At 70.4% G+C, this 21,306-nt stretch carries 17 protein-coding genes; 13 read left to right on the forward strand and 4 right to left on the reverse strand.

The features are described 5' to 3' along the window. Positions 1-354: 354 nt before the first annotated feature. Together ACZ7L5_RS27000 and ACZ7L5_RS27005 are read right to left on the reverse strand one after the other, a co-directional pair. Positions 355-795: a protease inhibitor I42 family protein gene (locus ACZ7L5_RS27000; RefSeq protein WP_471519456.1), complete on the reverse strand. Its 441-nt coding sequence runs from the start codon at positions 793-795 to the stop codon at positions 355-357. A gap of 121 nt (positions 796-916) precedes the next feature. Further along, positions 917-1,045, reverse strand: a complete 129-nt coding sequence (locus ACZ7L5_RS27005; protein ID WP_471519458.1) for a hypothetical protein — start codon at positions 1,043-1,045, stop codon at positions 917-919. Positions 1,046-1,345: 300 nt separating this feature from the next. On the opposite strand from ACZ7L5_RS27005, the gene mhpA reads away from it, so the two are divergent. The 4 genes from mhpA to ACZ7L5_RS27025 all read left to right on the forward strand — a co-directional run bounded on the left by mhpA (position 1,346) and on the right by ACZ7L5_RS27025 (position 6,157). Beyond that, the gene (gene mhpA, locus ACZ7L5_RS27010; RefSeq protein ID WP_471519504.1) at positions 1,346-2,980 is read left to right on the forward strand and encodes a bifunctional 3-(3-hydroxy-phenyl)propionate/3-hydroxycinnamic acid hydroxylase MhpA; all 1,635 of its coding nucleotides are present in this window, start codon (positions 1,346-1,348) and stop codon (positions 2,978-2,980) included. A gap of 93 nt (positions 2,981-3,073) precedes the next feature. Continuing rightward, a complete protein-coding gene (locus ACZ7L5_RS27015) occupies positions 3,074-4,030 on the forward strand; it encodes an SDR family oxidoreductase (RefSeq protein ID WP_471519459.1) in 957 nt (318 codons plus the stop codon). 265 nt (positions 4,031-4,295) lie between these two features. After that, positions 4,296-4,706, forward strand: coding sequence for a hypothetical protein (locus tag ACZ7L5_RS27020; RefSeq protein WP_471519461.1), 411 nt, complete (start codon positions 4,296-4,298; stop codon positions 4,704-4,706). Between the two features lie 2 nt (positions 4,707-4,708). Continuing rightward, positions 4,709-6,157 (forward strand): Yip1 family protein, encoded by a 1,449-nt coding sequence (locus ACZ7L5_RS27025; protein ID WP_471519462.1) that lies wholly within the window; start codon positions 4,709-4,711, stop codon positions 6,155-6,157. A 49-nt stretch (positions 6,158-6,206) separates the two neighbouring features. On the opposite strand, the gene ACZ7L5_RS27030 is transcribed toward ACZ7L5_RS27025, so the two are convergent. Next, positions 6,207-7,301: a hypothetical protein gene (locus ACZ7L5_RS27030; RefSeq protein ID WP_471519464.1), complete on the reverse strand. Its 1,095-nt coding sequence runs from the start codon at positions 7,299-7,301 to the stop codon at positions 6,207-6,209. Between the two features lie 82 nt (positions 7,302-7,383). Next, on the reverse strand, positions 7,384-7,704 hold the full coding sequence (locus tag ACZ7L5_RS27035; RefSeq protein WP_471519466.1) for a hypothetical protein: 321 nt from the start codon (positions 7,702-7,704) through the stop codon (positions 7,384-7,386). 143 nt (positions 7,705-7,847) lie between these two features. Here ACZ7L5_RS27035 and ACZ7L5_RS27040 point away from each other — a divergent pair, with 143 nt between their 5' ends. From ACZ7L5_RS27040 to ACZ7L5_RS27080, 9 genes are all read left to right on the forward strand, one after another. Beyond that, the gene (locus ACZ7L5_RS27040) at positions 7,848-8,993 is read left to right on the forward strand and encodes a hypothetical protein (protein ID WP_471519467.1); all 1,146 of its coding nucleotides are present in this window, start codon (positions 7,848-7,850) and stop codon (positions 8,991-8,993) included. 48 nt (positions 8,994-9,041) lie between these two features. Then, positions 9,042-9,806, forward strand: a complete 765-nt coding sequence (locus ACZ7L5_RS27045) for a TIGR03936 family radical SAM-associated protein (RefSeq protein ID WP_383235352.1) — start codon at positions 9,042-9,044, stop codon at positions 9,804-9,806. Positions 9,807-10,068: 262 nt separating this feature from the next. After that, positions 10,069-14,154 carry an Rne/Rng family ribonuclease gene (locus ACZ7L5_RS27050; protein WP_471519469.1) on the forward strand — a complete coding sequence of 1,362 codons (4,086 nt, stop codon included), beginning with the start codon at positions 10,069-10,071 and terminating at the stop codon, positions 14,152-14,154. Between the two features lie 247 nt (positions 14,155-14,401). After that, entirely contained in the window at positions 14,402-14,722 is a 321-nt protein-coding gene (rplU, locus tag ACZ7L5_RS27055) for a 50S ribosomal protein L21 (protein WP_007381993.1), read from the forward strand. A 14-nt stretch (positions 14,723-14,736) separates the two neighbouring features. Beyond that, positions 14,737-14,991 (forward strand): 50S ribosomal protein L27, encoded by a 255-nt coding sequence (rpmA, locus tag ACZ7L5_RS27060; protein ID WP_010041940.1) that lies wholly within the window; start codon positions 14,737-14,739, stop codon positions 14,989-14,991. 106 nt (positions 14,992-15,097) lie between these two features. Further along, positions 15,098-16,543, forward strand: a complete 1,446-nt coding sequence (gene obgE / locus ACZ7L5_RS27065; protein WP_471519472.1) for a GTPase ObgE — start codon at positions 15,098-15,100, stop codon at positions 16,541-16,543. 379 nt (positions 16,544-16,922) lie between these two features. Then, positions 16,923-18,059 carry an FG-GAP repeat domain-containing protein gene (locus ACZ7L5_RS27070; protein ID WP_471519473.1) on the forward strand — a complete coding sequence of 379 codons (1,137 nt, stop codon included), beginning with the start codon at positions 16,923-16,925 and terminating at the stop codon, positions 18,057-18,059. Positions 18,060-18,111: 52 nt separating this feature from the next. Continuing rightward, on the forward strand, positions 18,112-19,611 hold the full coding sequence (locus ACZ7L5_RS27075) for an FG-GAP repeat domain-containing protein (RefSeq protein WP_471519474.1): 1,500 nt from the start codon (positions 18,112-18,114) through the stop codon (positions 19,609-19,611). Between the two features lie 56 nt (positions 19,612-19,667). Then, positions 19,668-21,149, forward strand: coding sequence for a VCBS repeat-containing protein (locus ACZ7L5_RS27080; RefSeq protein WP_471519476.1), 1,482 nt, complete (start codon positions 19,668-19,670; stop codon positions 21,147-21,149). The last annotated feature ends 157 nt before the right edge of the window (positions 21,150-21,306 follow it).

The following is a 21,306-nucleotide window of genomic DNA, read 5'->3' on the forward strand; positions in this document are numbered from 1 at the left end:
CGACCGCCTCCAGCCAGCGGGCCACGACCTCGTCCCCCTCCACGGGCCGGGCCACCGACGAGGCCGCATCCAGCCGGGCGCGCATCAGGTCCGAGGCCGCCGGCTCGGGCAGTAGCTCCGGCAGCCGGGCGGTGTAGCCGGTGCCACCGCTGCGACGGTCCTGCCGAGGAACGTCACCGGGCGGGGCTGGACCCCGAGGCGGTCGAGCGTGACCGCGGCGCCCACGGCTCCGTCGCCGAACAGGTCGCTGCGACGCGGGCCCGGGGCGCCGATGCCGTAGCGCAGGAGCATGGCGACGTCGGCCTGGCCGACTCTTCCTCGGTCTTGCTGGGTTCATTGGTACCTCCGTTCCGGTCATCGCACGGTGACGGTGTAGATGAAGTACGCCGGGTCGTTGCCTGGGCTGCCCGTCGCGGTGCGGTCGTCGCCGTCGGGGCAGTCGCCCAGCACGCAGTAGCTCATTTTGATCTTCGTGGTGCCCGCGGCAACGGCCTGGAAGGTGAAGGTCTGCGTACCGTCACCACCCCCGTCGACACCGCTGTCGCCCTCGAAGTCCTCCTCCCGGCCGCCCTCCTGGCGCACCGTTGCATGGTCGGGACCGGGGCGCACGATGCTCCAGTCCTGGCCCATCGAGGGGTTGGCCGGGAGCGTCAGCTCGAACGTGTCGCCCGCGTCCACTTCGATGGACCGCTCGTCGGCCTCGAAGGTCTCGGGGCCGAAGAGGCCGCACCCGGACAGCATCACGGCCGTCAGCGGCAAGGCCAGGGCGGTGGACAGGCGGTGGCGGGACTTCACGGGGATCGGCCTTCCGTTCACTGGGCGGGCAGGTGGACGCCGTAGGCGTCGGGCATGACGGGTGCGGCCTTCTGTCGTGGTGAGGGCAGGAGCGCGGACTCGTACGCGGTGCGGAGGACGCTCATCCGAAGTCGGACAGGCCGCGCGGCGGCGTGCCGGGCGCGGGCATCGTCGTCACGCCCTCGCCGCCCGCGGCGCTCATGCCCCTGATGGAGGCGTGCTCGGCGCCCTGATGGTTCGCCTTGGACACCCACACCTTGTCGGCCAGCTCGTGCAGGGCGCTCTCCAGGGCCGTTTTTCTGATCTTGAGGGCGCAATGTAGCAGTGGCCGATGGCATGGACACAGCGACTCTCACCGCCCCGCGCGCAGCAGCATCATGCCGGGGCTCACTTGCGTGTGCGATCTCTTGACGCTTTGTGAACTGAAGATATCCTCGATGTTGAGGAAATCTTCAATCCGGTGGTGGCTGGCCTTCCAAGACGGCTGACCCTCTAACGGGAGAAACAGTCCATGTTGATGAGAGCTCGGACCGAGTCGGACGCGGGCGCCATGACCGGCGACGACCCCGAGGGCGCCGATGTGGTGATCGTCGGCTACGGGCCGGTCGGCGCGATGGTGGCGAACCTTCTCGGCCAGGCCGGGGTCAGGACGATCGTGCTCGAACGTGATATCGAGCCGCACACCATGCCGCGCGCGGGCGCCACCGACGACGAAGTGCTCCGCGTCTTTCAGGCGGCGGGCCTGGTCGATCAACTCCTCCCGGGTCTCGACCTGGGGCAGAGCACGGAGTTCCTCTCGGTGCGCGGCGATCGGCTGGTGACCATGCGCCCCAGCGGGGGCCGCAACGGGTTCCCGCAGCTCGCGTTCTTCTACCAGCCCGACCTCGAGCGGGTGCTCCACGAGGGGGTCGCGCGGTATCCCCATGTCACCGTCCGGATGGGCGTCCGCGTCGAGGGGCTCCACGAGGACGGCGACGGCGTGACCGTGTGGGCCCGCGAGGGCGACCGAGGCCGGCAGACCGCGACCCGCGCCCGCTACGTCGTGGCCTGTGACGGCGGGCGAAGCACCGTCCGCGGTCTCCGCTCCATCGCGTTCACCGGCTCCACGTACGCCCAGCCGTGGCTCGTCGTCGACGCCGAGCTCGACGCCCCGTTGACCGACGTCACGTCCTTCCATTTCATCGGGAACCCGGACCGTCCTGGCGTGACACTGCCGCTGCCCGGGACGCACCACCGCTGGGAGTTCATGGTCCTCCCGGGCGAGGACCACGCTGAACTCGCAACCCTGGAGAACGCTCGGCGACTCGTCTCCCCGTGGGTCGACCCCGACCGGATCACCATCCTCCGGCACATCGTCTACACCTTCCACGCCCGCGCCGCGGCCCAGTGGCGCTCCGGACGGGTGCTTCTCGCCGGTGACGCGGCCCACCTCATGCCGCCCTTCGCCGGGCAGGGGCTGAGCTCGGGGCTGCGCGACGCCCACAACCTCGCCTGGAAGCTCGCGGCCGTCGTAGCCGATGGTGCCGCCCCGTCGTTGCTCGACAGCTACGAGGACGAGCGACGCCCGCACGTCACACGTATGACCCGGCTGACCCGCTTCTCCGGCGCCATGGTCCAGACCCGCCGTCGTCGCGTCGCCACGGTTCGGGACGCGATTCTGAAGAGGGCGGCGCACTTGCCCTACTTCACCGAAGGACGGTTCAAGCCCGACCTTCGTTACTCCTCCGGAGCGTTTGACGGTTCCGGACGTCGCGCGGGCGCCGGGCATGCGTTCCCTCAGCCCACGGTCCGCACTTCGGAGGGACGGCTGCGGCCCCTCGACGATCTCATCGGCAGCGGCTGGGCCCTCCTCGGCCGCGATCTCGATCCGCAGGTCCACTTGCGTTCGGAGAGCCGCGCGCTGTGGACGTCGCTCGGTGCCGCCTACCTGTCCATCAGCCGCCCCGGTCAGCGTCGGACACCGTGCGAGGCCGGCACCGTCGCCGTCGAGGACCTCGACGGCTACGCACTCGACTTCTTCGACCGGCACGGCGGTGACTTCGCGATCGTGCGACCGGATCGCATCGTGTTCGCGATGCCGGACATTCGCGGCCTCGACGGCGTAGCGGACTTGTACAGGTCGTTGGTGCGTGGCACGGCCTCCCCGCCGCCAAGCGCGCAGAAGGTTCGCTCCCTGAAGCCCTGAAGCCCTGAAGTCCTGAAGCCCTGAAGCCCCAAGCCCTGAAGCCGAGAAGCCCGAAGTCCTGAAATCCCGAAGTCAGAAGGAGGTCGGCCGCGCATGATTCTCGTCATTGGGGCCACCGGAAAAATCGGCGGTGAGGTCGCCCGCCTGCTCGTCTCGACCGGATCGCCGGTACGAGCACTGGTCCGCGATCCCTCGAAGGCAGCCGCGCAGGCCCTCGCCCGCCAAGGCGTGGAGCCGGCTACCGGCGACCTGGGTGACGCCGCCTCGCTCGACGCTGCGATGCAGGGCGTCGACCGCGTGTTCCTCGTCTCGGCCCAGGACCTCCGACAGGCCGAACTGCAGGGCAACGCCGTCGACGCCGCGCTCCGTTCAACGGTCGGCCACATCGTCAAGGTGTCCGGCATCGCGCCCTCGGTCTCACCCGGCGGCCCGGCGGAAATCGGCCGTCAGCACTGGCGGACCGAGCACCGAATCGAAGAGTCGGGCGTGCCGTTCACGTTCCTGCGCCCCGGCTTCTTCATGCAGAACCTCCTGGAGACGGCAGCGCCGATGGTCTCCAAGCTCGGTCTGCTCGCGGCGCCGATGGGCGGTGCACCGATCGCGATGGTCGACGCACGCGACATCGCCGCCGTCGCCGCCGAGGTGCTGACCGGCGACAGCCACCACGACCGGGTGTACGACGTCACCGGTCCGCGCGCGTTCGGTTACGAGGAACTGGCCGCGGTCCTTGCCGACGCGACCGGGCAACGCGTCCGTTACGTCAGCATGCCGTCCGGGTTTGCCGCGAACGTGCTCCGGCGTCAGGGGAAGCCCGAATGGTACGTCGAGCATCTCGTCGAGATGGCGGAGCTGTTCCGTGCCGGTGCCGGCGCGACGGTCAGCACCACCGTGCGGGACCTGACGGGGCGGTCCCCGCGGACCATCGAGGCTTTCGCTGCCGAGCACGCGGGGTCGTTCACCCAGGAGGGTGTCCCGCAACTCCTCCACACCGCCGCCCGCTTCGGTCTCACGATGGCCGGCCGAGCCGCCTCGGTCCTGCGCGCCGGGTAACGGGCTGTCGTCGTACCCGACGGCTGTCGCCTGGCTGGCTGCTTCCGGCTCGCGAGGTTCCCCCTGGCTGCCTACCGTGGCGATATCCGCCACGGAGGAGGCGACCATGCCGGCGAACGATCCGCGTGCGGACGGGCCCCAGTGGGAGAGACCTGGCGCAGGCCCTCCCCCTGCCGGGCAGTGGGCGACTCCCGCCGGGCCGCCGCAGCAGAAAGGGCGGGGGCGGGCGTGTATTTGGGGGTGCGTCGGCGCCTTGGCTGCGGCCGTGGTGGCTGTCATCGTCGTGGTTGTGCTGCTGGCCTCGCTGGGGGATGACGACGAGAGCACCACATCCGCTCCCACCGACGCGGCGACCGAGAAGGCGTCACAGGGGGAGAAGCAGGAACCGCAGGGTGAGCGGGCGGATCTGGTCAGGTTTCAGCTGGACGATCGCTCGACAGCCGGCATCACTGATATCTGGGCCGTTTGGACCATCAAGAACAGCAGCAGCGAGAAGTCCGACTACTCATGGGAATGGGAAGCGGTCGATGCCAGTGGCACCCGGCTGGAGAACGGCTGGGAACTGGAGACCGCCGTTCAACCCGGCCAGACGGCCCGGGGTGAGTCCCCCACGACGCTCAAGACCGCGAAGGGCGTCAAACTCAACATCACCAGCTTCAACCGCACCGCGAGCTAGGCATGAGCCTGCGTCCCTGGGTCGTCGTCGAGTCGCCGGACAGTCGAGGGCTTCGCCGGGTGACCGTGGGCAGTGAGACGGTGGGCAGTGCCTGGTCGTTGGGCGAACTGCGCAAAATGCTCGGCCGCCTCGGTTTTCCGGAGGACGTGGATCTGGAAGACCGGGCACTCATCTGCTGGCGCGGCGGTGACAGCGGCACGTGGCCCGACCGGGCGTGGAGAAGACGCGCAATCCTCGTGCTGATGACGGTCGGGCTGCTGGCTTCCATGGGGCTCAACGCGGTTGTGGGATGGCCGGACGCCGCCGGCGCGCTGACTTTTGCGCAACGGGTGACCGGGGTTTTCTTCGTGCTGTCCGGTCTGGTGCAGGGCGCAGCCGCGCTGATGGCGCTCGACCACTGGGGACGACGGCAGTTCAAGGTCTCCGGGGCGGTCGTCCTGCTGGGTGTTCTCATTTCGCTCGCCACGGACAGTCTCCTCCTCCTCATGTGGCTCGAGGAAGCGGAATACACGCCCTATCTGCTGGTTTTCCTGCCTCTGTGGTGCTGGTCCCTGTGGGCGCTCGTCCTGCTCGTCAGGGAGAAATCCTGGACAGGAGTCCCGCAGCCCAAGCGGTTCGCGGCCGGAGTGGTCGCGACCGCGCTTCTGACCGCCGTCAGCCTGGCGTACTCGACCATGTACCAACCCAGCGCCGCCCCCATGCACTTCACCCTGCGCGCGAAGTTCGGAGCTGCGCGCGAGGACCGCGGGTTGCCGTTCGTCCACGTGCCGCTGTCGCTCCGCATGAAAAACACCGGCGGGATCCCCGTCTACATCCTCAACGACAGCTACACGGTCCGTGGCAGGGCTGCCAAGTACTCCGAATTCCCTGGCAATGAGGAATTGTTGAGTGAGTGGCGGGAGAGTGTGGGCAAGCCGGGCTACCCGACCGGGGAGGCGGACCTCCATGTCAGTGATCTCGAGAAAACCACACTGAGCAGTGGCCACTTGTACGGCCCCGGTAAGTGGCTCGAAGTCGGGCAGGAGTATTACCTTGAGCGTGTTTTCGAAGTCCCCAAAGGGGCGCAGTACGACACGGTGAGCGTCGACGTTCAGGTTTCCTATATGAGGAAGGATCGAGGAAAGCTGGACGTGGACGAGTTCAGTACTGCTCACTCTTCGTGGGACGAAGACGAAGAGTTCTACTGCGCATGGCAGGTGTGCGGGCAGCAGCTCGTATATCAGGGACGGCTGCGGCATAACAACAACCTTATCAACGTGACGCGTAAACCGCGCTTTGTCGCAGCGATCTGGGCGCCCGGGTTCCCGCCTTTTTCCATCATTTCATCACGGAAATTCAAAGGCGGTTCCTACAAGGAAGTGAGAAGGGAGTTGGACAGGTACGGAGCCGGGCGGGTCCGGGCCGACGCGGAGGTGTCCGTCGCGGAACTGATGAGATCCTCCGGGCTGTGACGAGTGGCTCGCCGTGACGAGTGGCTCGCCGTGACGAGTGGCTCGCCGCCTACTCGTCGCCGAGCCAGGTCCCTGCCGTGATCCCGTCCTGGTACAGGTACACAGCCGTCTGCCTGCAGTGGAGGGCCGGCTGCCCGAGGGTCGCGTTCAGTTCCTTCCCCGGCAGGAGGTCGGCGAGCTCCTCGATGAGCGGCCCGATGTCGAAGGGGGCGTGGGCGTGTTCGTCGTTCTCCAACTGGGCGCGGACGTCGAGCACGTCGTTTCCGTTTTCCTTGGCCTTCCAGAAGTCTTTGACCCCTGCGCTGTCCCAGTTCGAGGGAGTCAGGTCCTTCAACCCCTTTTCGAGTCTCGGGTCCGGGACGGCCTCGAGTATGGCGTTGGTGCACACTTCGGCGGCCTTCCCCACAGGGGCATCAGGCGGCTCCTGCTCCGAGGCGGCTTTGTCCTGCTCATCCTTCATCCGGGCGGTCCGCTCTCTCATCTCTTTCCGGGCTTCATTCCGATTCTCCGGTGAGTTACTGGAGTCGGTCGCCTCTTTCATCGGCTGACTGACCTGATGAATCGCTTTCGCGAGCGGGTCCTTCTGCTGCGGTGTGCCCGACTGCTCGGATCGTGTGCGCGACGGCTCCGGTTGCGTGGGTGTCTCCTCAGGCTGTGCGGTCGAGGGGGTGAGAAAGCCCAGCGCCGAACTCACCCACAACGCCGTAATGCCCATCTCGCCCTGGCCGCGGCTCTGCTCCAGGGCGTAGCTCACTTCCTCCACGATCGCCGCCAGCTCCCCCCGCAGCTTCTTCGGTGTCCTGGAATCGCCGACCGCGTCCAGGGCGGATGCCGTCCGCTCCACCACCACGAGGAGCCGTGCGCCGTCCTCGGGCGGCACGCCGGGTTCCTGGCCCACCGCGAGGGTGGAGGTCATCTGCTTCACGAGCACCGTCAGCTGGTCCCGGAGCTCACGGGGCGTGCTGTCGTCGCTGATGACCGACAGCGCCGACGCCAGCTTCTTCGCGCTCTCGGTGACCGCTTCCCTGTCCTGGGCTGTCGTCGCCGGGTCCGTCGCTGTCCTGAGCGCGGCGGTCAGGGTGTCGACGGTCGACGTGAGTTCCTCGGGTACGTCTCCCCGTGTCTTGTTCAGGGCCGCCGCCACCTCGTCGATCGCCCGCGTTTGTTCCGACGGCGGTTTGGACGCGGGTTGGTCCGGGGTGGCGGTGGCGGTACCCGACGAGTCATCAGTCGTCGGCGTGTAGTCCGAATCCGACGTATCGGTCGGGGGCGTGGACGTGGTCGGCGTGGAGGGCGGGGCCGTAGGGGTAGTGGCTGTTGTCGTCGGGGGAGGCGGCGTCGACGCGGGTGACGGGGGCGGCGTTGTCCGGGCGGGGGCGTGGCGCCCGCTCGCGGTGGGGGTCTGCTGTGCTGCCACCGCGCTCGTCAGGCCTGCCGGCAGTGCGAGTGCCGCGGCCAGGAGAGATGCGTTGACCCTGTGGAAGGCGTACCGCCGAGTGGTTCTGGCCATGGTGGTCCCAGATGCGCTGTGCGGTGTACTGCATCATCTGCTTGCCGACTCGGCCGACTCGACTCTACGAATCCACTGTTCACCCGGTCGGCGCATCCCGCAATGCGAACGCCCGCCCTCGGGCCGGAGGTTGTGCGCACCGATGGGATCCGGACGGGTGGCTGTGGCGTCTACACGAATATGGACCTTGAGAAGCCCCCGGCCACGGACCCACAGCAGCCACCGGCCAGGCGCGAGCAGCCGTCGGCGCCGGAAGGATGCCTCGTCGTCGCGATCCGGCTGCCCGTGCGGATCGTCGCGCTGGTGCTGGTCGTGCCGGTGCGGATGGTGTGGGACGCGCTCGTCGTCTCCGGGCGCTTCCTGAACGACACCATGCTGCGGCCGCTGGGGCGGGCGTTGCTGTGGCTCGGCCGGGCATTGTTCGTGTGGCCGTTCGTGGGGCTGTGGCGGTACGTCGTCGTGCCCGTCGCGATAGGGCTCGCCTGGCTGGGGAACGTACTCGTCGTCGTTCCACTGGTGTGGCTGTACCGGTACGTGCTCACTCCCGTCGGGCACGCGTGCGCGTGGCTGGCGCGGGGGATCGGGGCCGGGCTGGGGTGGCTGCACGCGCGCGTGCTCGCACCGATCGGGCATGCGGCGATGTGGGCCCTCAGGGGGCTCGGCGCGGTGCTCGCCGCGTTCGGGCTCGGCGCGTTCGCCGTCGTGGCGTGGCTGGTGCGGTATCTCCTCGTCGTTCCGGCCGTGTGGGTGTACGAGTGGGTGCTCACGCCCCTCGGGCGGGCGATCGCCTGGTGTGCGAGGGGCCTTCTGTGGGCCGTGAGCACGGTCCTCACCGGAATCGGGACGGCGCTCTACTGGATCGGGCGGGTGCTGTTCGTGCTGCCCGCGCTGGGCGTGTACCGGTGGGTCCTCGCGCCCGTCGGCCGTGTGCTCGCCGTGATCGGCAGGGAGATCTGGGAGGCGCTCGGGCATGCGTGGCGGGTCGCCGGGCGGATCTCGCTCGCCGTCGGACGGTTCCTCGCGACCCTCCTCAGGTGGATCTTCGTGGAGCCGGTGCGTTGGGTGTACCGGACGGTCCTCACACCGGTCGGGCACGTCGTCCGGGACGCGGTCCTGCGGCCCGCCGCCGAGGCCGCGCGCAGTGTGGGGCGGGCCACCCGGCAGGCGCTCGCCGGCGCCCGGGAGTCCGTACGGCAGGCGCGGGCCGACGTCCGGCGGATGCTGTTCGGAGAGCCGAAGCAGCGGGAGACCGTGGACCGACGGGAACCTCTCGGCCGTGAGACACGTACTCTTGGTAGCAGTACGACCGCTCTCACGAAGGACTGAACGACACTGGGCAAGCGACAGCCCGAAGGCCCGCCGCCCGCACCCGCGGTGCAGCGCATCCGACTGCGCTACACCAAGCGCGGCCGCCTCCGGTTCACCAGCCACCGTGACTTCCAGCGCGCCTTCGAGCGTGCGCTGCGCCGTGCCGAGGTGCCGATGGCGTACTCGGCAGGGTTCACGCCGCATCCGAAGGTGTCGTACGCCAATGCCGCACCCACCGGCACGGGCAGTGAGGCGGAGTATCTGGAGATCGCGCTCACCACAGCGCGGGATCCCGAGAAGCTGCGGGTTCTCCTCGACGAGTCGCTGCCCACCGGCCTCGACATCGTCGACGCGGTCGAGGCCCGGACCCCGGGGCTCGCCGACCGGCTCACCGCTTCCGTGTGGGAGCTGCGGCTGGACGGTGTGGAGCCTGCCGAGGCCGAGCGAGCCGTGGCGGCCTTCAACGCCGCCGAGGCGGTCGAGGTCCAGCGGATGACCAAGAACGGCGTCCGCACCTTCGACGCCCGCCCCGCGGTCGTACAACTTGAAACACAGAGTGAAACGGCTGATAGGCCGACCGACCAGCCCTGTGCGATACTGCGGCTGGTTGTTCGGCACGTGACGCCTGCCGTACGACCCGACGACGTCCTGTCCGGTCTCCGCGCCGTGGCCGACCTGGCGCCGCCGGTCCCCGCAGCGGTGACCAGGCTGGCGCAGGGGCTGTTCGATGAAGAGACCAGCACGGTGACCGACCCGCTCGCGCCCGACCGCGAGGCAGCGACGGCCCCAACCGAGGCCGAGACCGCTGCCGCCGCGACGGCGCCGGCGTAAGGAAGGTTCCGCGTAGGGACGGTCGTCGAAGCGCCGCCCTCGTACTCGGGAGCCACCTGGGTCGGGCAGCGCACCGACCAGAAGACTTTCGCCAGGCCGTACGCATTCGGCGTACGGAACCGGCGAGACAGGACACAGAGAGCTCCCGTGCGGCGCCCGCGCCCCGGACGGCGGCAGTCGCGCAATGCGCGAGCCGCGGACGTCACCGGCATACCGCCGGACCAGGTGCGGCGCCCGGGAGCCTGACGGGAGAAACGCCCGCATGCTCGAACCGACCGAACCCAACGAGGGTTCCGAACTGAACACTCCCAGCGACACCCTGCCGCCGCGCCGGCGGCGCCGTGCCGCGTCCCGCCCGGCGGGCCCGCCGACGGCTCCCGCCGAGGCGCAGCCCACAGAGGTGGTCGAGCCGGCCATACCGGTCGCAGACGCCTCCGATGTGGCGGCCCTGACCGAAGACGCCGAGACGGCCGAGAAGCCCCAGGAGCACATCGACGCCGTCGTGGCCGCCGTGGCCGAGGCGACTGCTGAGGACGCGGACGCCGAAGAGACCCAGGACGCCGAAGAGGCGGAGGGGACGGCGGAGGCCGCCCCTGCCGGCCGTACGCGTCGACGTGCGGTGCGCCGCGCCTCCGCGCCGGCCGGAACGCCGGCGGCCGCCGAGGTCGCCGAGACCGTGGTGCCGGTGACTGCCGCCGCACCCGTCGCCGAGCAGGCGCCCGCCGCCGCCGAAGAGCCCGCGGCCGAGGAGACGGCGCCGCCGCGTTCGCGTCGCCGCGCGGTGCGTCGCGCGTCCGCACCCGCCGGTGCTCCCGCGCCGACGGAGGCCGCCGAGACAGTGGTCTCGGATGCGTCCGGTACGGCCGCTGAAGTGCCTGCCGCCGTTGAAGCCGCAGCCCCGGTCGAGGACGCCGAGGAGGCCGCGCCGCGTCGTACGCGTCGCCGTGCGACCCGTCGGGTTTCCGTGCCCGCCGGTGCTCCCGCCGACGAGACCGCTGCCTCTGCGGTGGCCGACGAGAGCGCCGAGGCGCCCGTGAGTGACGAGGCCTCCGCCGACGCCGAGGAGGCCGCCGAGGCTGCCCCGCGTCGTACGCGCCGACGCGCCACGCGGCGTGGGTCCGCTGGTGCCGATGAGACCCCCGAGACCAGTGCCGCCGAGGCCCCCGTCGAGACGCCGGTGACGGCGGCGACGCCCGTGACCTCCGGTATCGACACCGTGACCGCCGCGGTCGCCGGCGTCGGCGAGCCCACCGAGGCACCCGCCGCCGAAGCCGACGAGAAGGCCGCCCCCCGCCGCCGTCGCCGGGTCGTCCAGCGGGCCGCCACCGGCTTCGCGGCGCCGGCTCAGTCCGCCGCCGCCGAGGGCGGCGAGGCGCAGCGCCCCGCGCGGCCTGCCGTGGCCGTGTTCCAGGCGCCCGTGTTCACCGAGCCGCAGTTCCAGACGCCCCAGCGCGCGGCCGCCGAGGCCGCCGCCGAGGCGGAGACCGAGGACGTCGAGGAGTTCGCGGCGGAGGAGCAGCCCGCCGCGTCGAAGCGTCGTCGCCGGCGCCGGGGTGCCGGGTACGGCGACGAGGCCGAGGCCGCCCAGAGCGTCGAGGCCGCCGCCGAGGACGAGACCGAGGAAGCCGAAGACGCGGAGACCGAGGACGCCGCCGACGGTGACGACACCGAGGAGACCGGGTCGCGCCGGCGCCGTCGGCGTGGTGGCCGGCGTCGTCGTCGGGGTGAGTCCGCGGACTCCGAGTCCGAGGGCGGTGACGCCGAGGGCGACGAGGTCGCCGCGGCGCAGGCCGCACAGGACGCCGAGGACACCGCCGAGCAGGACGAAGAGGACGCCGACGACGCCCGAGGCGAGGACGGCGGTTCCGCCTCCAGCCGTCGTCGCCGGCGCCGCCGTCGTCGCGCCGGTGACTCCTCCGTGGACACCGAGCCCGGCGAGGGCGACCCCGAGCGCACCGTCGTCAAGGTCCGTGAGCCCCGCCCGAAGGCCGAGCCGTCCGACGAGGTGCAGTCCATCAAGGGCTCCACGCGCCTGGAGGCCAAGAAGCAGCGCCGCCGGGAAGGCCGTGAGCAGGGCCGCCGCCGCGTGCCGATCATCACCGAGGCCGAGTTCCTGGCCCGCCGCGAGGCCGTCGAGCGCGTGATGGTCGTCCGCCAGCACGGCGACCGTACGCAGATCGGCGTCCTCGAGGACAACGTGCTCGTCGAGCACTACGTCAACAAGGAGCAGTCGACCTCGTACGTCGGCAACGTCTACCTGGGCAAGGTCCAGAACGTGCTGCCGTCGATGGAGGCCGCCTTCATCGACATCGGCAAGGGACGCAACGCCGTCCTGTACGCCGGTGAGGTCAACTTCGAGGCGCTCGGCATGGCCAACGGGCCGCGCCGCATCGAGTCCGCCCTGAAGTCCGGCCAGTCCGTCCTCGTCCAGGTCACCAAGGACCCGATCGGGCACAAGGGCGCGCGTCTGACCAGCCAGGTCTCCCTGCCGGGCCGCTACCTCGTGTACGTCCCCGAGGGCTCCATGACCGGCATCAGCCGCAAGCTGCCCGACACCGAGCGGGCGCGGCTGAAGACCATCCTCAAGAAGATCGTCCCCGAGGACGCGGGCGTCATCGTCCGTACGGCCGCGGAGGGCGCGAGCGAGGACGAGCTGCGCCGCGATGTCGAGCGACTGCAGGCGCAGTGGGAGGACATCCAGAAGAAGGCCAAGAACGGCAACGCGCCGACGCTGCTGTACGGCGAGCCGGACATGACCGTCCGGGTCGTCCGGGACATCTTCAACGAGGACTTCTCCAAGGTCGTCGTCAGCGGTGACGAGGCCTGGGAGACCGTCCACGGCTATGTCTCGCACGTGGCGCCGGACCTCGCCGAGCGGCTGTCGAAGTGGACGTCCGAGGTCGACGTCTTCGCCACGTACCGGATCGACGAGCAGCTCGCCAAGGCGCTGGACCGCAAGGTCTGGCTGCCGAGCGGTGGTTCGCTGGTGATCGACCGGACCGAGGCGATGGTCGTCGTCGACGTCAACACCGGCAAGTTCACCGGCCAGGGCGGCAACCTCGAGGAGACCGTCACCAGGAACAACCTGGAGGCGGCCGAGGAGATCGTCCGCCAGCTGCGGCTGCGCGACCTCGGCGGCATCATCGTCATCGACTTCATCGACATGGTGCTGGAGTCGAACCGGGACCTGGTGCTGCGGCGCCTGCTGGAGTGCCTGGGCCGCGACCGTACGAAGCACCAGGTCGCCGAGGTGACCTCGCTGGGGCTCGTGCAGATGACCCGTAAGCGGGTCGGCCAGGGCCTGCTGGAGTCCTTCTCCGAGACCTGTGTCCACTGCAACGGCCGCGGTGTCATCGTGCACATGGAGCAGCCGACCTCCGCCGGAGGCGGCGGCAAGCGCAAGAAGCGCGCGCGGGCCGGTGCCGGTCCGGAGCACGTGCACGAGGCCGCCGTCGCCGTCGAGCCGGCCGAGACGGCCGAGGAGGAGGCGGAGTCCGAGGCCGAGGTCGCTGCCGAGGCCGTCCGGCCCGCCGCACTCCCGGAGCCTGCCTTCGCGCCCGACGAGGAGCTGTACAGCAGCGTCGCCGAGGCGGAGGCCGCGGCCGGGCGTGGCGGTCGTTCGCGCCGCCGTGGCGGTCGGCGGGCGTCCGCTCCGGCGGGTGCGCCGAGGAAGTCCGAGGCGGTTCCCACGGCTCAGGACGTCACCGTCGAGCAGGAGGTCGAGCGTCCGGTGCAGCCGGAGTCGGCCGCCGAGGCGAAGGCCGAGCCGATGGCCGTGGAGGACGCGGTCGTCGAGGCCCCGGCCACCGAGGAGGCCGCGCCCAAGGGGCGCACGCGGCGTCGTGCGACCCGCAAGGTGTCCGCACCCGCCGGGTCGCCCGCGGGGGCCGAGGCCGCCGTCGTGACGGTCGGCGAGGTCGCCTCCCCGGCGTCCGAGCAGGCCCCGGCCGAGGCTCCCTCGGAGCAGGCCGAGCCTGCTCCGGCCGAGGCTGTTGCCGAGAGCGCCGCTCCGGCCCGGACCCGGCGCCGTGCCGTGCGCAAGGCCACCGCGCCGGCCGCGTCCGAGGAGACGGCCGTCGTGGTCGTCCCGGCCGCTGAGGCGGAGTCCGCCATCGCCGCGGAGGCCCCGGCCGCCGAGGACGACGCCGAAGAGGCGGCTCCGGCCAAGAAGACGGCCCGTAAGACGGCCAAGAAGGCCACGGCGAAGAAGGCCGCCACCAAGAAGACCGCGGCCAAGAAGACGGCCGCGAAGAAGGTGACGGCCAAGAAGGCGGCGAAGACCACCAAGACGGCCGCTGCCAAGTCGACGGCGAAGAAGACCACGGTCTCGGCCGCCACCGACGAGTGACGCGCGACGCCTGATACGTGGTGCGGCCGGTCCATGTGACCGGCCGCACTGCGTTGAAGCCCGGCCCGGTTTGACCCCCTTGCCCGCGGCCCCGTAACCTTGACCGTCGGCGTGTCCGTAGATATAGGCACGCCACATCCCCGTAAACCTCATCCCTCCGGAGCACTGGGTGTTCTGGAGAGGCCGCTCGCGTGCCGGGCGGCTGGACTGCGGGGGTGCCGTTCCCGAGCGAGAGAGTGAGATCCGCGTGTACGCCATCGTGCGCAGCGGTGGTCGCCAGCACAAGGTTGCTGTCGGCGACATCGTTGAGGTTGACAAGATTTCCACTGCCAAGGTTGGCGACACGGTCGAGCTCTCGACCCTGCTCGTTGTCGACGGCGACGCTGTGACCAGTGACCCGTGGGTGCTGGCCGGCATCAAGGTTCAGGCCGAGGTCGTGGACCACCACAAGGGCGTCAAGATCGACATCCTTCGCTACAAGAACAAGACCGGCTACCGCCGTCGTCAGGGCCACCGCCAGCAGTACACGGCGATCAAGGTCACTGAGATCCCCGCGGCTGCGAAGTAAGGGACTGAGGAGAGATGGCACACAAGAAGGGCGCATCGTCCACCCGTAACGGTCGTGACTCCAACGCTCAGCGCCTCGGCGTGAAGCGCTTCGGCGGTCAGGTCGTCAACGCGGGCGAGATCCTGGTCCGTCAGCGCGGCACCCACTTCCACCCGGGCGCGGGCGTCGGCCGTGGCGGCGACGACACGCTGTTCGCCCTGCAGGCCGGTTCGGTGCAGTTCGGCACCCACCGTGGCCGCAAGGTCGTGAACATCGTTCCGGTCGCCTGATCGGAAACTTTCGCGAGGCGGACCTCACTTCCCTCACGGGAAGCGGGTCCGCCTTTCGCGTGTTAGTTCTCAAAGAACACCCCGTACGTAACTGGAGGCACATCCCATGACCACCTTCGTGGACCGCGTCGAGCTGCATGTCGCCGCGGGTAGCGGAGGCCACGGCTGTGCCTCCGTCCACCGTGAGAAGTTCAAGCCGCTCGGCGGGCCCGACGGCGGTAACGGCGGGCGCGGCGGGGACGTGATCCTCACCGTCGACCAGTCGGTCACCACGCTGCTCGACTACCACCACTCCCCGCACCGCAAGGCCACCAGCGGCAAGCCCGGTGAGGGCGGCAACCGCTCCGGCAAGGACGGGCAGGACCTGGTCCTTCCCGTGCCGGACGGCACCGTCGTTCTCGACAAGGCGGGCAATGTGCTCGCCGACCTGGTCGGGCACGGCACGTCGTACGTCTCCGCGCAGGGCGGCCGGGGCGGGCTCGGCAATGCCGCGCTGGCGTCGGCGCGGCGCAAGGCACCCGGGTTCGCGCTGCTCGGTGAGCCGGGGGACCTGCAGGACATCGTCCTGGAGCTGAAGACCGTCGCCGACGTGGCGCTGGTCGGGTACCCGAGCGCTGGCAAGTCCTCGCTGATCTCGGTGCTGAGCGCCGCGAAGCCGAAGATCGCGGACTACCCGTTCACGACGCTGGTGCCCAACCTGGGTGTCGTGACGGCGGGCTCGACCGTCTACACCATCGCCGACGTCCCGGGGCTCATCCCGGGCGCCAGCCAGGGCAAGGGCCTGGGCCTGGAGTTCCTGCGCCACGTCGAGCGGTGCAGTGTGCTCGTGCACGTCCTGGACACCGCGACGCTGGAGTCCGACCGGGACCCCGTCTCCGACCTCGACATCATCGAGGCGGAACTGCAGGAGTACGGCGGGCTCGACAACCGGCCGCGGATCGTCGTCCTGAACAAGATCGACGTACCGGACGGCAAGGACCTCGCCGAGATGGTGCGGCCGGATCTGGAGGCCCGTGGCTACCGGGTCTTCGAGGTGTCCGCGGTGGCACATCTCGGCCTCAAGGAGCTGTCGTTCGCGCTGGCCGACCTGGTGGGCAGGGCGCGGGCGGCGAAGCCGACGGAAGAGGCGACGCGGATCGTGATCCGGCCGAAGGCCGTCGACGACGTCGGCTTCACCGTGACGCGCGAGGACTTCGGCGGCGAGCCGCTGTTCCGGGTGCGTGGTGAGAAGCCCGAGCGCTGGGTGCGGCAGACCGACTTCAACAACGACGAGGCCGTGGGTTACCTCGCCGACCGGCTCAACCGGCTCGGTGTCGAGGACCAGTTGATGAAGGCGGGCGCCCGGTCCGGCGACGGCGTGGCCATCGGGCCCGAGGACAACGCCGTCGTCTTCGACTGGGAGCCGACGCTGATGTCCGGGGCGGAGATGCTCGGCCGGCGTGGCGAGGACCACCGCTTCGAGGCGCCGCGGCCTGCTGCGCAGCGGCGGCGTGACAAGGAGGCCGAACGGGACGAGGCCCTCCGGGAGTTCGACGACTTCGAGCCGTTCTGAGGCCTGGGGGGCGTGCGGCGTTGTCGGTGCCGTCGACCGGGGGCTGCCCCCCGGGCCCCCGCTTCGGCCTGAACAGCCTCGTCCTCAAGCGCCGGACAGGCTGACTTTGCCTGGGCTGTCGTTCAGAGTGCACCGCGGACGGGCTGGGACGTCTGGGCCGGTGTCCTGGCGCCGGCGTGTGCCGCTGGCCGGATTGGTTAACTCCAGGAAAATTCGCGGCGTATCCCAGGGCAACCCCTTCGATCCCCGGTGAGTCGTACTGGGCGGCGTGGGATGAGGATCTTGAACTTTCGAGGCCTCACCACCGTCAACTGCCCATCGGATTCCCGGAGTCGACGTGGTCGAGGCTGTTTCGCGCAGAACGCGGCGTAGCGCCGCCATGGCTGCCCCTCTGGTGGCCGCGAGTGTCGGTGTACTGCCGGCGGGGCCCGCCCACGCGGCGACTCGCGTCGAGGCCGGTGACGGATACAGCGACCTGCAGGTGGCCGCCGATGACGAGCGGTGGGAGCAGGGCGGCATCACCCGGGAGGGCAGCCGCACCGTGCTGTGGGGCGGCCCCGGCGGCTTCACCTCGGGGAAGGTGCGGCCCGCTGTCGGAGACAGCCCGTACCAGAGCGGCGACGGGACCGTCACCGGTGACCTCAACGGCGACGGGCATCACGACCTGCTCGACAACGGCCGTGTGGAGTACGGGCCGTTCGGGCGCGGCGGTCAGCCCGCCGGCACGACCGGAGCGCAACTCGTCGACGGCGACCTCGGCCTGGTCAGGGTGGTGGCCGGCGATGTGGACGGCGACGGCATCACCGACCTCGTCACCCTGGCCCGCTCGTTCGACGCGGACGACGAGGGCAACCGCAACCGTGGCGAGCACCTGAACTTCCTGCGCGGCAGCCGTCACGGCCTGCGTCCCCTCGTCGTCCTCAGGAACGCCCAGGGAGAGAGGATCAGACCCGGCCACACGTCGGCCCTCGGCGACGTCAACGGCGACCACCGCGACGACATCGTCATGGGCCATGGACGGCTCAGCTTCCTCAACGGCACGGAGAGCGGCCCGGCCGCCTCCGTCGTTCCCCGCACCATCACCCAGGACACGCCGGGCAGGCCCGGCACCGACGAGGCCGGGGACGTGCTCGGCTACGACCTCGCGGTCGGCGACATCAACGGCGGCGGCTACGGCGACGTCCTGGCCGGCGACCCGTACGAGGACCTGGGCACGGTGCAGCAGGCCGGCGCGTTCGTCGTCGTACCCGGTGGACCGGACGGGCCGAGCGGGGCCGGCGGCAGACTCCTCGCCCAGAACGGTGCGGACGTTCCCGGCACCGCCGAGAGGGACGACCGCTTCGGCGAGAACGTGCGTCTCGTCGCCGCGGTCGGGGAGGACGCGCGTGCCGGAGGCGTGTGGGTGTTCCGGTCCGGCTCGGCCGGTGTCACCGCGAAGGGTTCCTTCGCCTTCGGCGCCGGCGCCCTCGGCACGGTCGCGAGCGGCGCCCGGCTCGGTGACCGGTTCCCGCGCTGATCAGCGGCCCCCCATCACGCCATCACCCACACCTTCCTACGTCAGGAATCACATGGCTTCGCGTTCCCACCGCCGTACTCCGCGTTTCCGCCGCAGACGGATCGTCCTCGCCACCGGCGTCGCGCTCGTCGCCGGGGCACTGGTGGTGCCCGCCGTCAACGCCGCCACCGAGGCCAAGGCCGCCACGCCGAGCAGCAAGCGGCTGCACGACGACTTCAATGGCGACGGATATCCCGATGCGGCGATCGGTTCCCCGTTCGCAGCGGTGGGAGGGGCACCGCTGCGCGGCGCGATCAGTGTGCTGTACGGCTCTTCCAGCGGGTTGTCGACCTCGCGCAAGCAGGTGCTGACGTGGCCCAACCGTACGAACGAGGGGTACTACGGGGCCCAGTTGACGAGCGCGGACCTGGACGGGGACGGATACGCGGACCTGTTGTCGACCGCCGAGTCGGAGACGCCGTACGTCGACTCCGGGTTCGCCCTCGTCGTCAACTGGGGTGGCCCGAAGGGGCTGTCGGCCACGCCGACGAGACTGACCTGGAGGACCGGCTATGAGTGGGGCGGCCGGTTCACCGTCGCGGACGTGGACGGCGACAAGCGACCGGATGTGGTCATGGTCAGCGACGACAGGCCGGACACCGAGTCACCCGGCAGGGTGTGGCACGGCCCGTTCACCCGCACCGGCAAGCCCGCGAAGACGGGCTCCTTCGACATCGACCCCGACGGGCACTCGACGTACCACTCCGTGACGGCCGGTGATGTGAACGGAGACGGCACTGCGGACCTCGCCGTGCGCACCTCCTCCCAGGACGAGCCGGACTCGCGCGCGGTGTCCCTGCTCACGGGCGGCCCCGACGGCCTCACCTACCAGGGCAATCTCAAGGACGCCCAGGGCAGGATCGTCGGCGGCGAGGACGCGAGGATCGGCGACCTGAACAAGGACGGATACGGCGACATCGTCGTCGGTCACTCCAACGACAGCCTTGACAGCGACGTCGAACTGCCCACGAAGGGTGGTGCGTTGGCCGTCGTCTACGGCGGTCCCGGCGGCGTCTCCAGCACCCGCAAGCCGGTGTGGATCAACCAGGACACCGCCGGTGTGCCCGGCGCCGGCGAGCACGGCGACGGCATGGGCTCGGGGCTGTCCATCGGCGACACCGACGGCGACGGCTACCTCGACGTCGCGACCGGGCTGCCCGGCGAGGACTTCGACGGCCTCACCGACGCGGGCACCGTGATCGTGCTGCGTGGCAGCGCGAGCGGGCTGACCGCCACCGGCTACAAGTCGTTCAGCCAGAACACCGGCAAGGTGCCCGGTACCGCCGAGGGGCAGGACCGTTTCGGCCAGAAGACCGCTCTCGTCGACGGCAACAGTGACAGGAGGCACGGCCTGGTCGTCGGGGACCCGGCCGAGAACTACAACATGGGGTCCGCGTGGGTCTTCTCCGCCACCTCCAGCGGCGTCACCGCCGCCAATTCCTTCTCCTTCGGTCCGGCCACCATGGGCCTGACCGTGACCGCGGCGCAGTTCGGATCGTCGCTGGCCGACTGAGAGCGGCCACAGGCTCGTACCGAAATCCCCCCACGAAAACGACAGGAGACAGCACCATGAACAGGCGCACAGGAACCTGGCGCACGGGACTCGCCGTCGTCATGGCGGTGACGGGAGCGGTCGCTGTGCCCGTCGCCCACGCGGCCGGGGACACTCCGCCCGCCGTCGAATTGCGGGACGACTTCAACGGCGACGGCTACTCCGACCTCGCGGTCGCGGCGCCCGAGGCGACCGTCGACGGGAAGTCGAAGGCCGGTTACGTCGCCGTGGTGTACGGGTCGGACAGTGGGCTCAAGACCGCCTCCAAGCAGGTCATCAGCCAGAACACGGCCGGCGTCACCGATTCCGCCGAGACGGAGGACCTGTTCGGCAGCGCGGTGAGCAGCGCCGACCTCGACCGGGACGGCTACGCGGACCTGATCGTCGGTGCCACCGGTGAGGACTCCGTCGAGGGCGGTGCCGAGACCGGGATCGTGCAGGTCGTCTGGGGCGGGGCGAACGGGCTGTCCGGCGGGGCGGCGCTGGCGTACGGGCGCGAGACCTATGACCGGCTCAGCGCCAAGGGGCAGCTGACCGTCGGCGATGTGAACGGTGACGGGGCGCCGGACCTGGTCGTCGTCGAGAGCCAGGTCAAGCTGCGGGTCGTCAAGGGCCCCTTCGGTCGCGACGGTTCCGCGAGCGGTGGGGAGCAGATCGTCCTGGACGACTCCGACCCCCGGTTCCTGGACCTGGCCACCGGCGACGTGAACGGTGACGGCGTCGACGACGTCGTCGGCACCATGCACGACGGCGACGAGTACGACGCCCGCCGCATCACGTACTGGCGGGGCGCGCCGGACGGCCTCGCCGAGGGGATCGTGCTCCGTGACGCCAGGGACTGGCGGGTGCAGGGCGGCGAGTCCCTCGACCTCGGTGACGTGAACGGGGACGGGTACGAGGACATCGTGGTGGGCCGGTCCGTCGACGGCTACGACAGCGACCTCGACACCCCGATCCCCACGGGCGGCCGGGTCGCCTTCATACCGGGCTCCGCGAACGGGCCCGTCGGTACGAAGGCGATGTACGTCAACCAGGACAGCGCCGGAGTCCCCGGCGCCGCCGAGCGCGGCGACGGCTTCGGCTCCGACGTCTCGGTCGCCGACGTCGACGGCGACGGGTACGCCGACGTCTCCACGGGCGTGCCCGGTGAGGACTTCGACGGGCTGAGCGACGCCGGCGGTGCCGTCGTACTGCGCGGCGGCGCGAACGGGTTGACCGGCACCGGCGCAGGCGGAGTCAACCAGGCCACCGAGGGTGTGCCGGGCGCGGCGGAGACCAAGGACGCCTTCGGCGGCGCGACCCACCTCGTGGACGCCAACCACGACGGCCGCGCGGAACTCGTCGTAGGCGCACCGGGGGAGAACGCGAACGCCGGGTCGGTGTGGGTGTTCAAGTCCACCTCGGCCGGCATCACCCCGGCGGGCTCGCTCACCTTCGGCGCCGGGACCCTCGGCACGGTCGCCGCGAACGCGAAGTTGGGCTCCGGGTTCAACTACTGATCCAGCCGGGTTCATTCACTGATCGACCGGCAGACCCGTTGTGGCAAGGGCACCTTGCCGTGCCGCAGCGGGTCTTCCGTTGTCTCCCTAGTTGTCATGCACGCGAAGCTCACAGTTCAGCAGTCAGGCCGCCCTCGGGCGTGAGCATCCGAAGTGT

This window comes from Streptomyces sp. NPDC107528 (assembly GCF_055639295.1).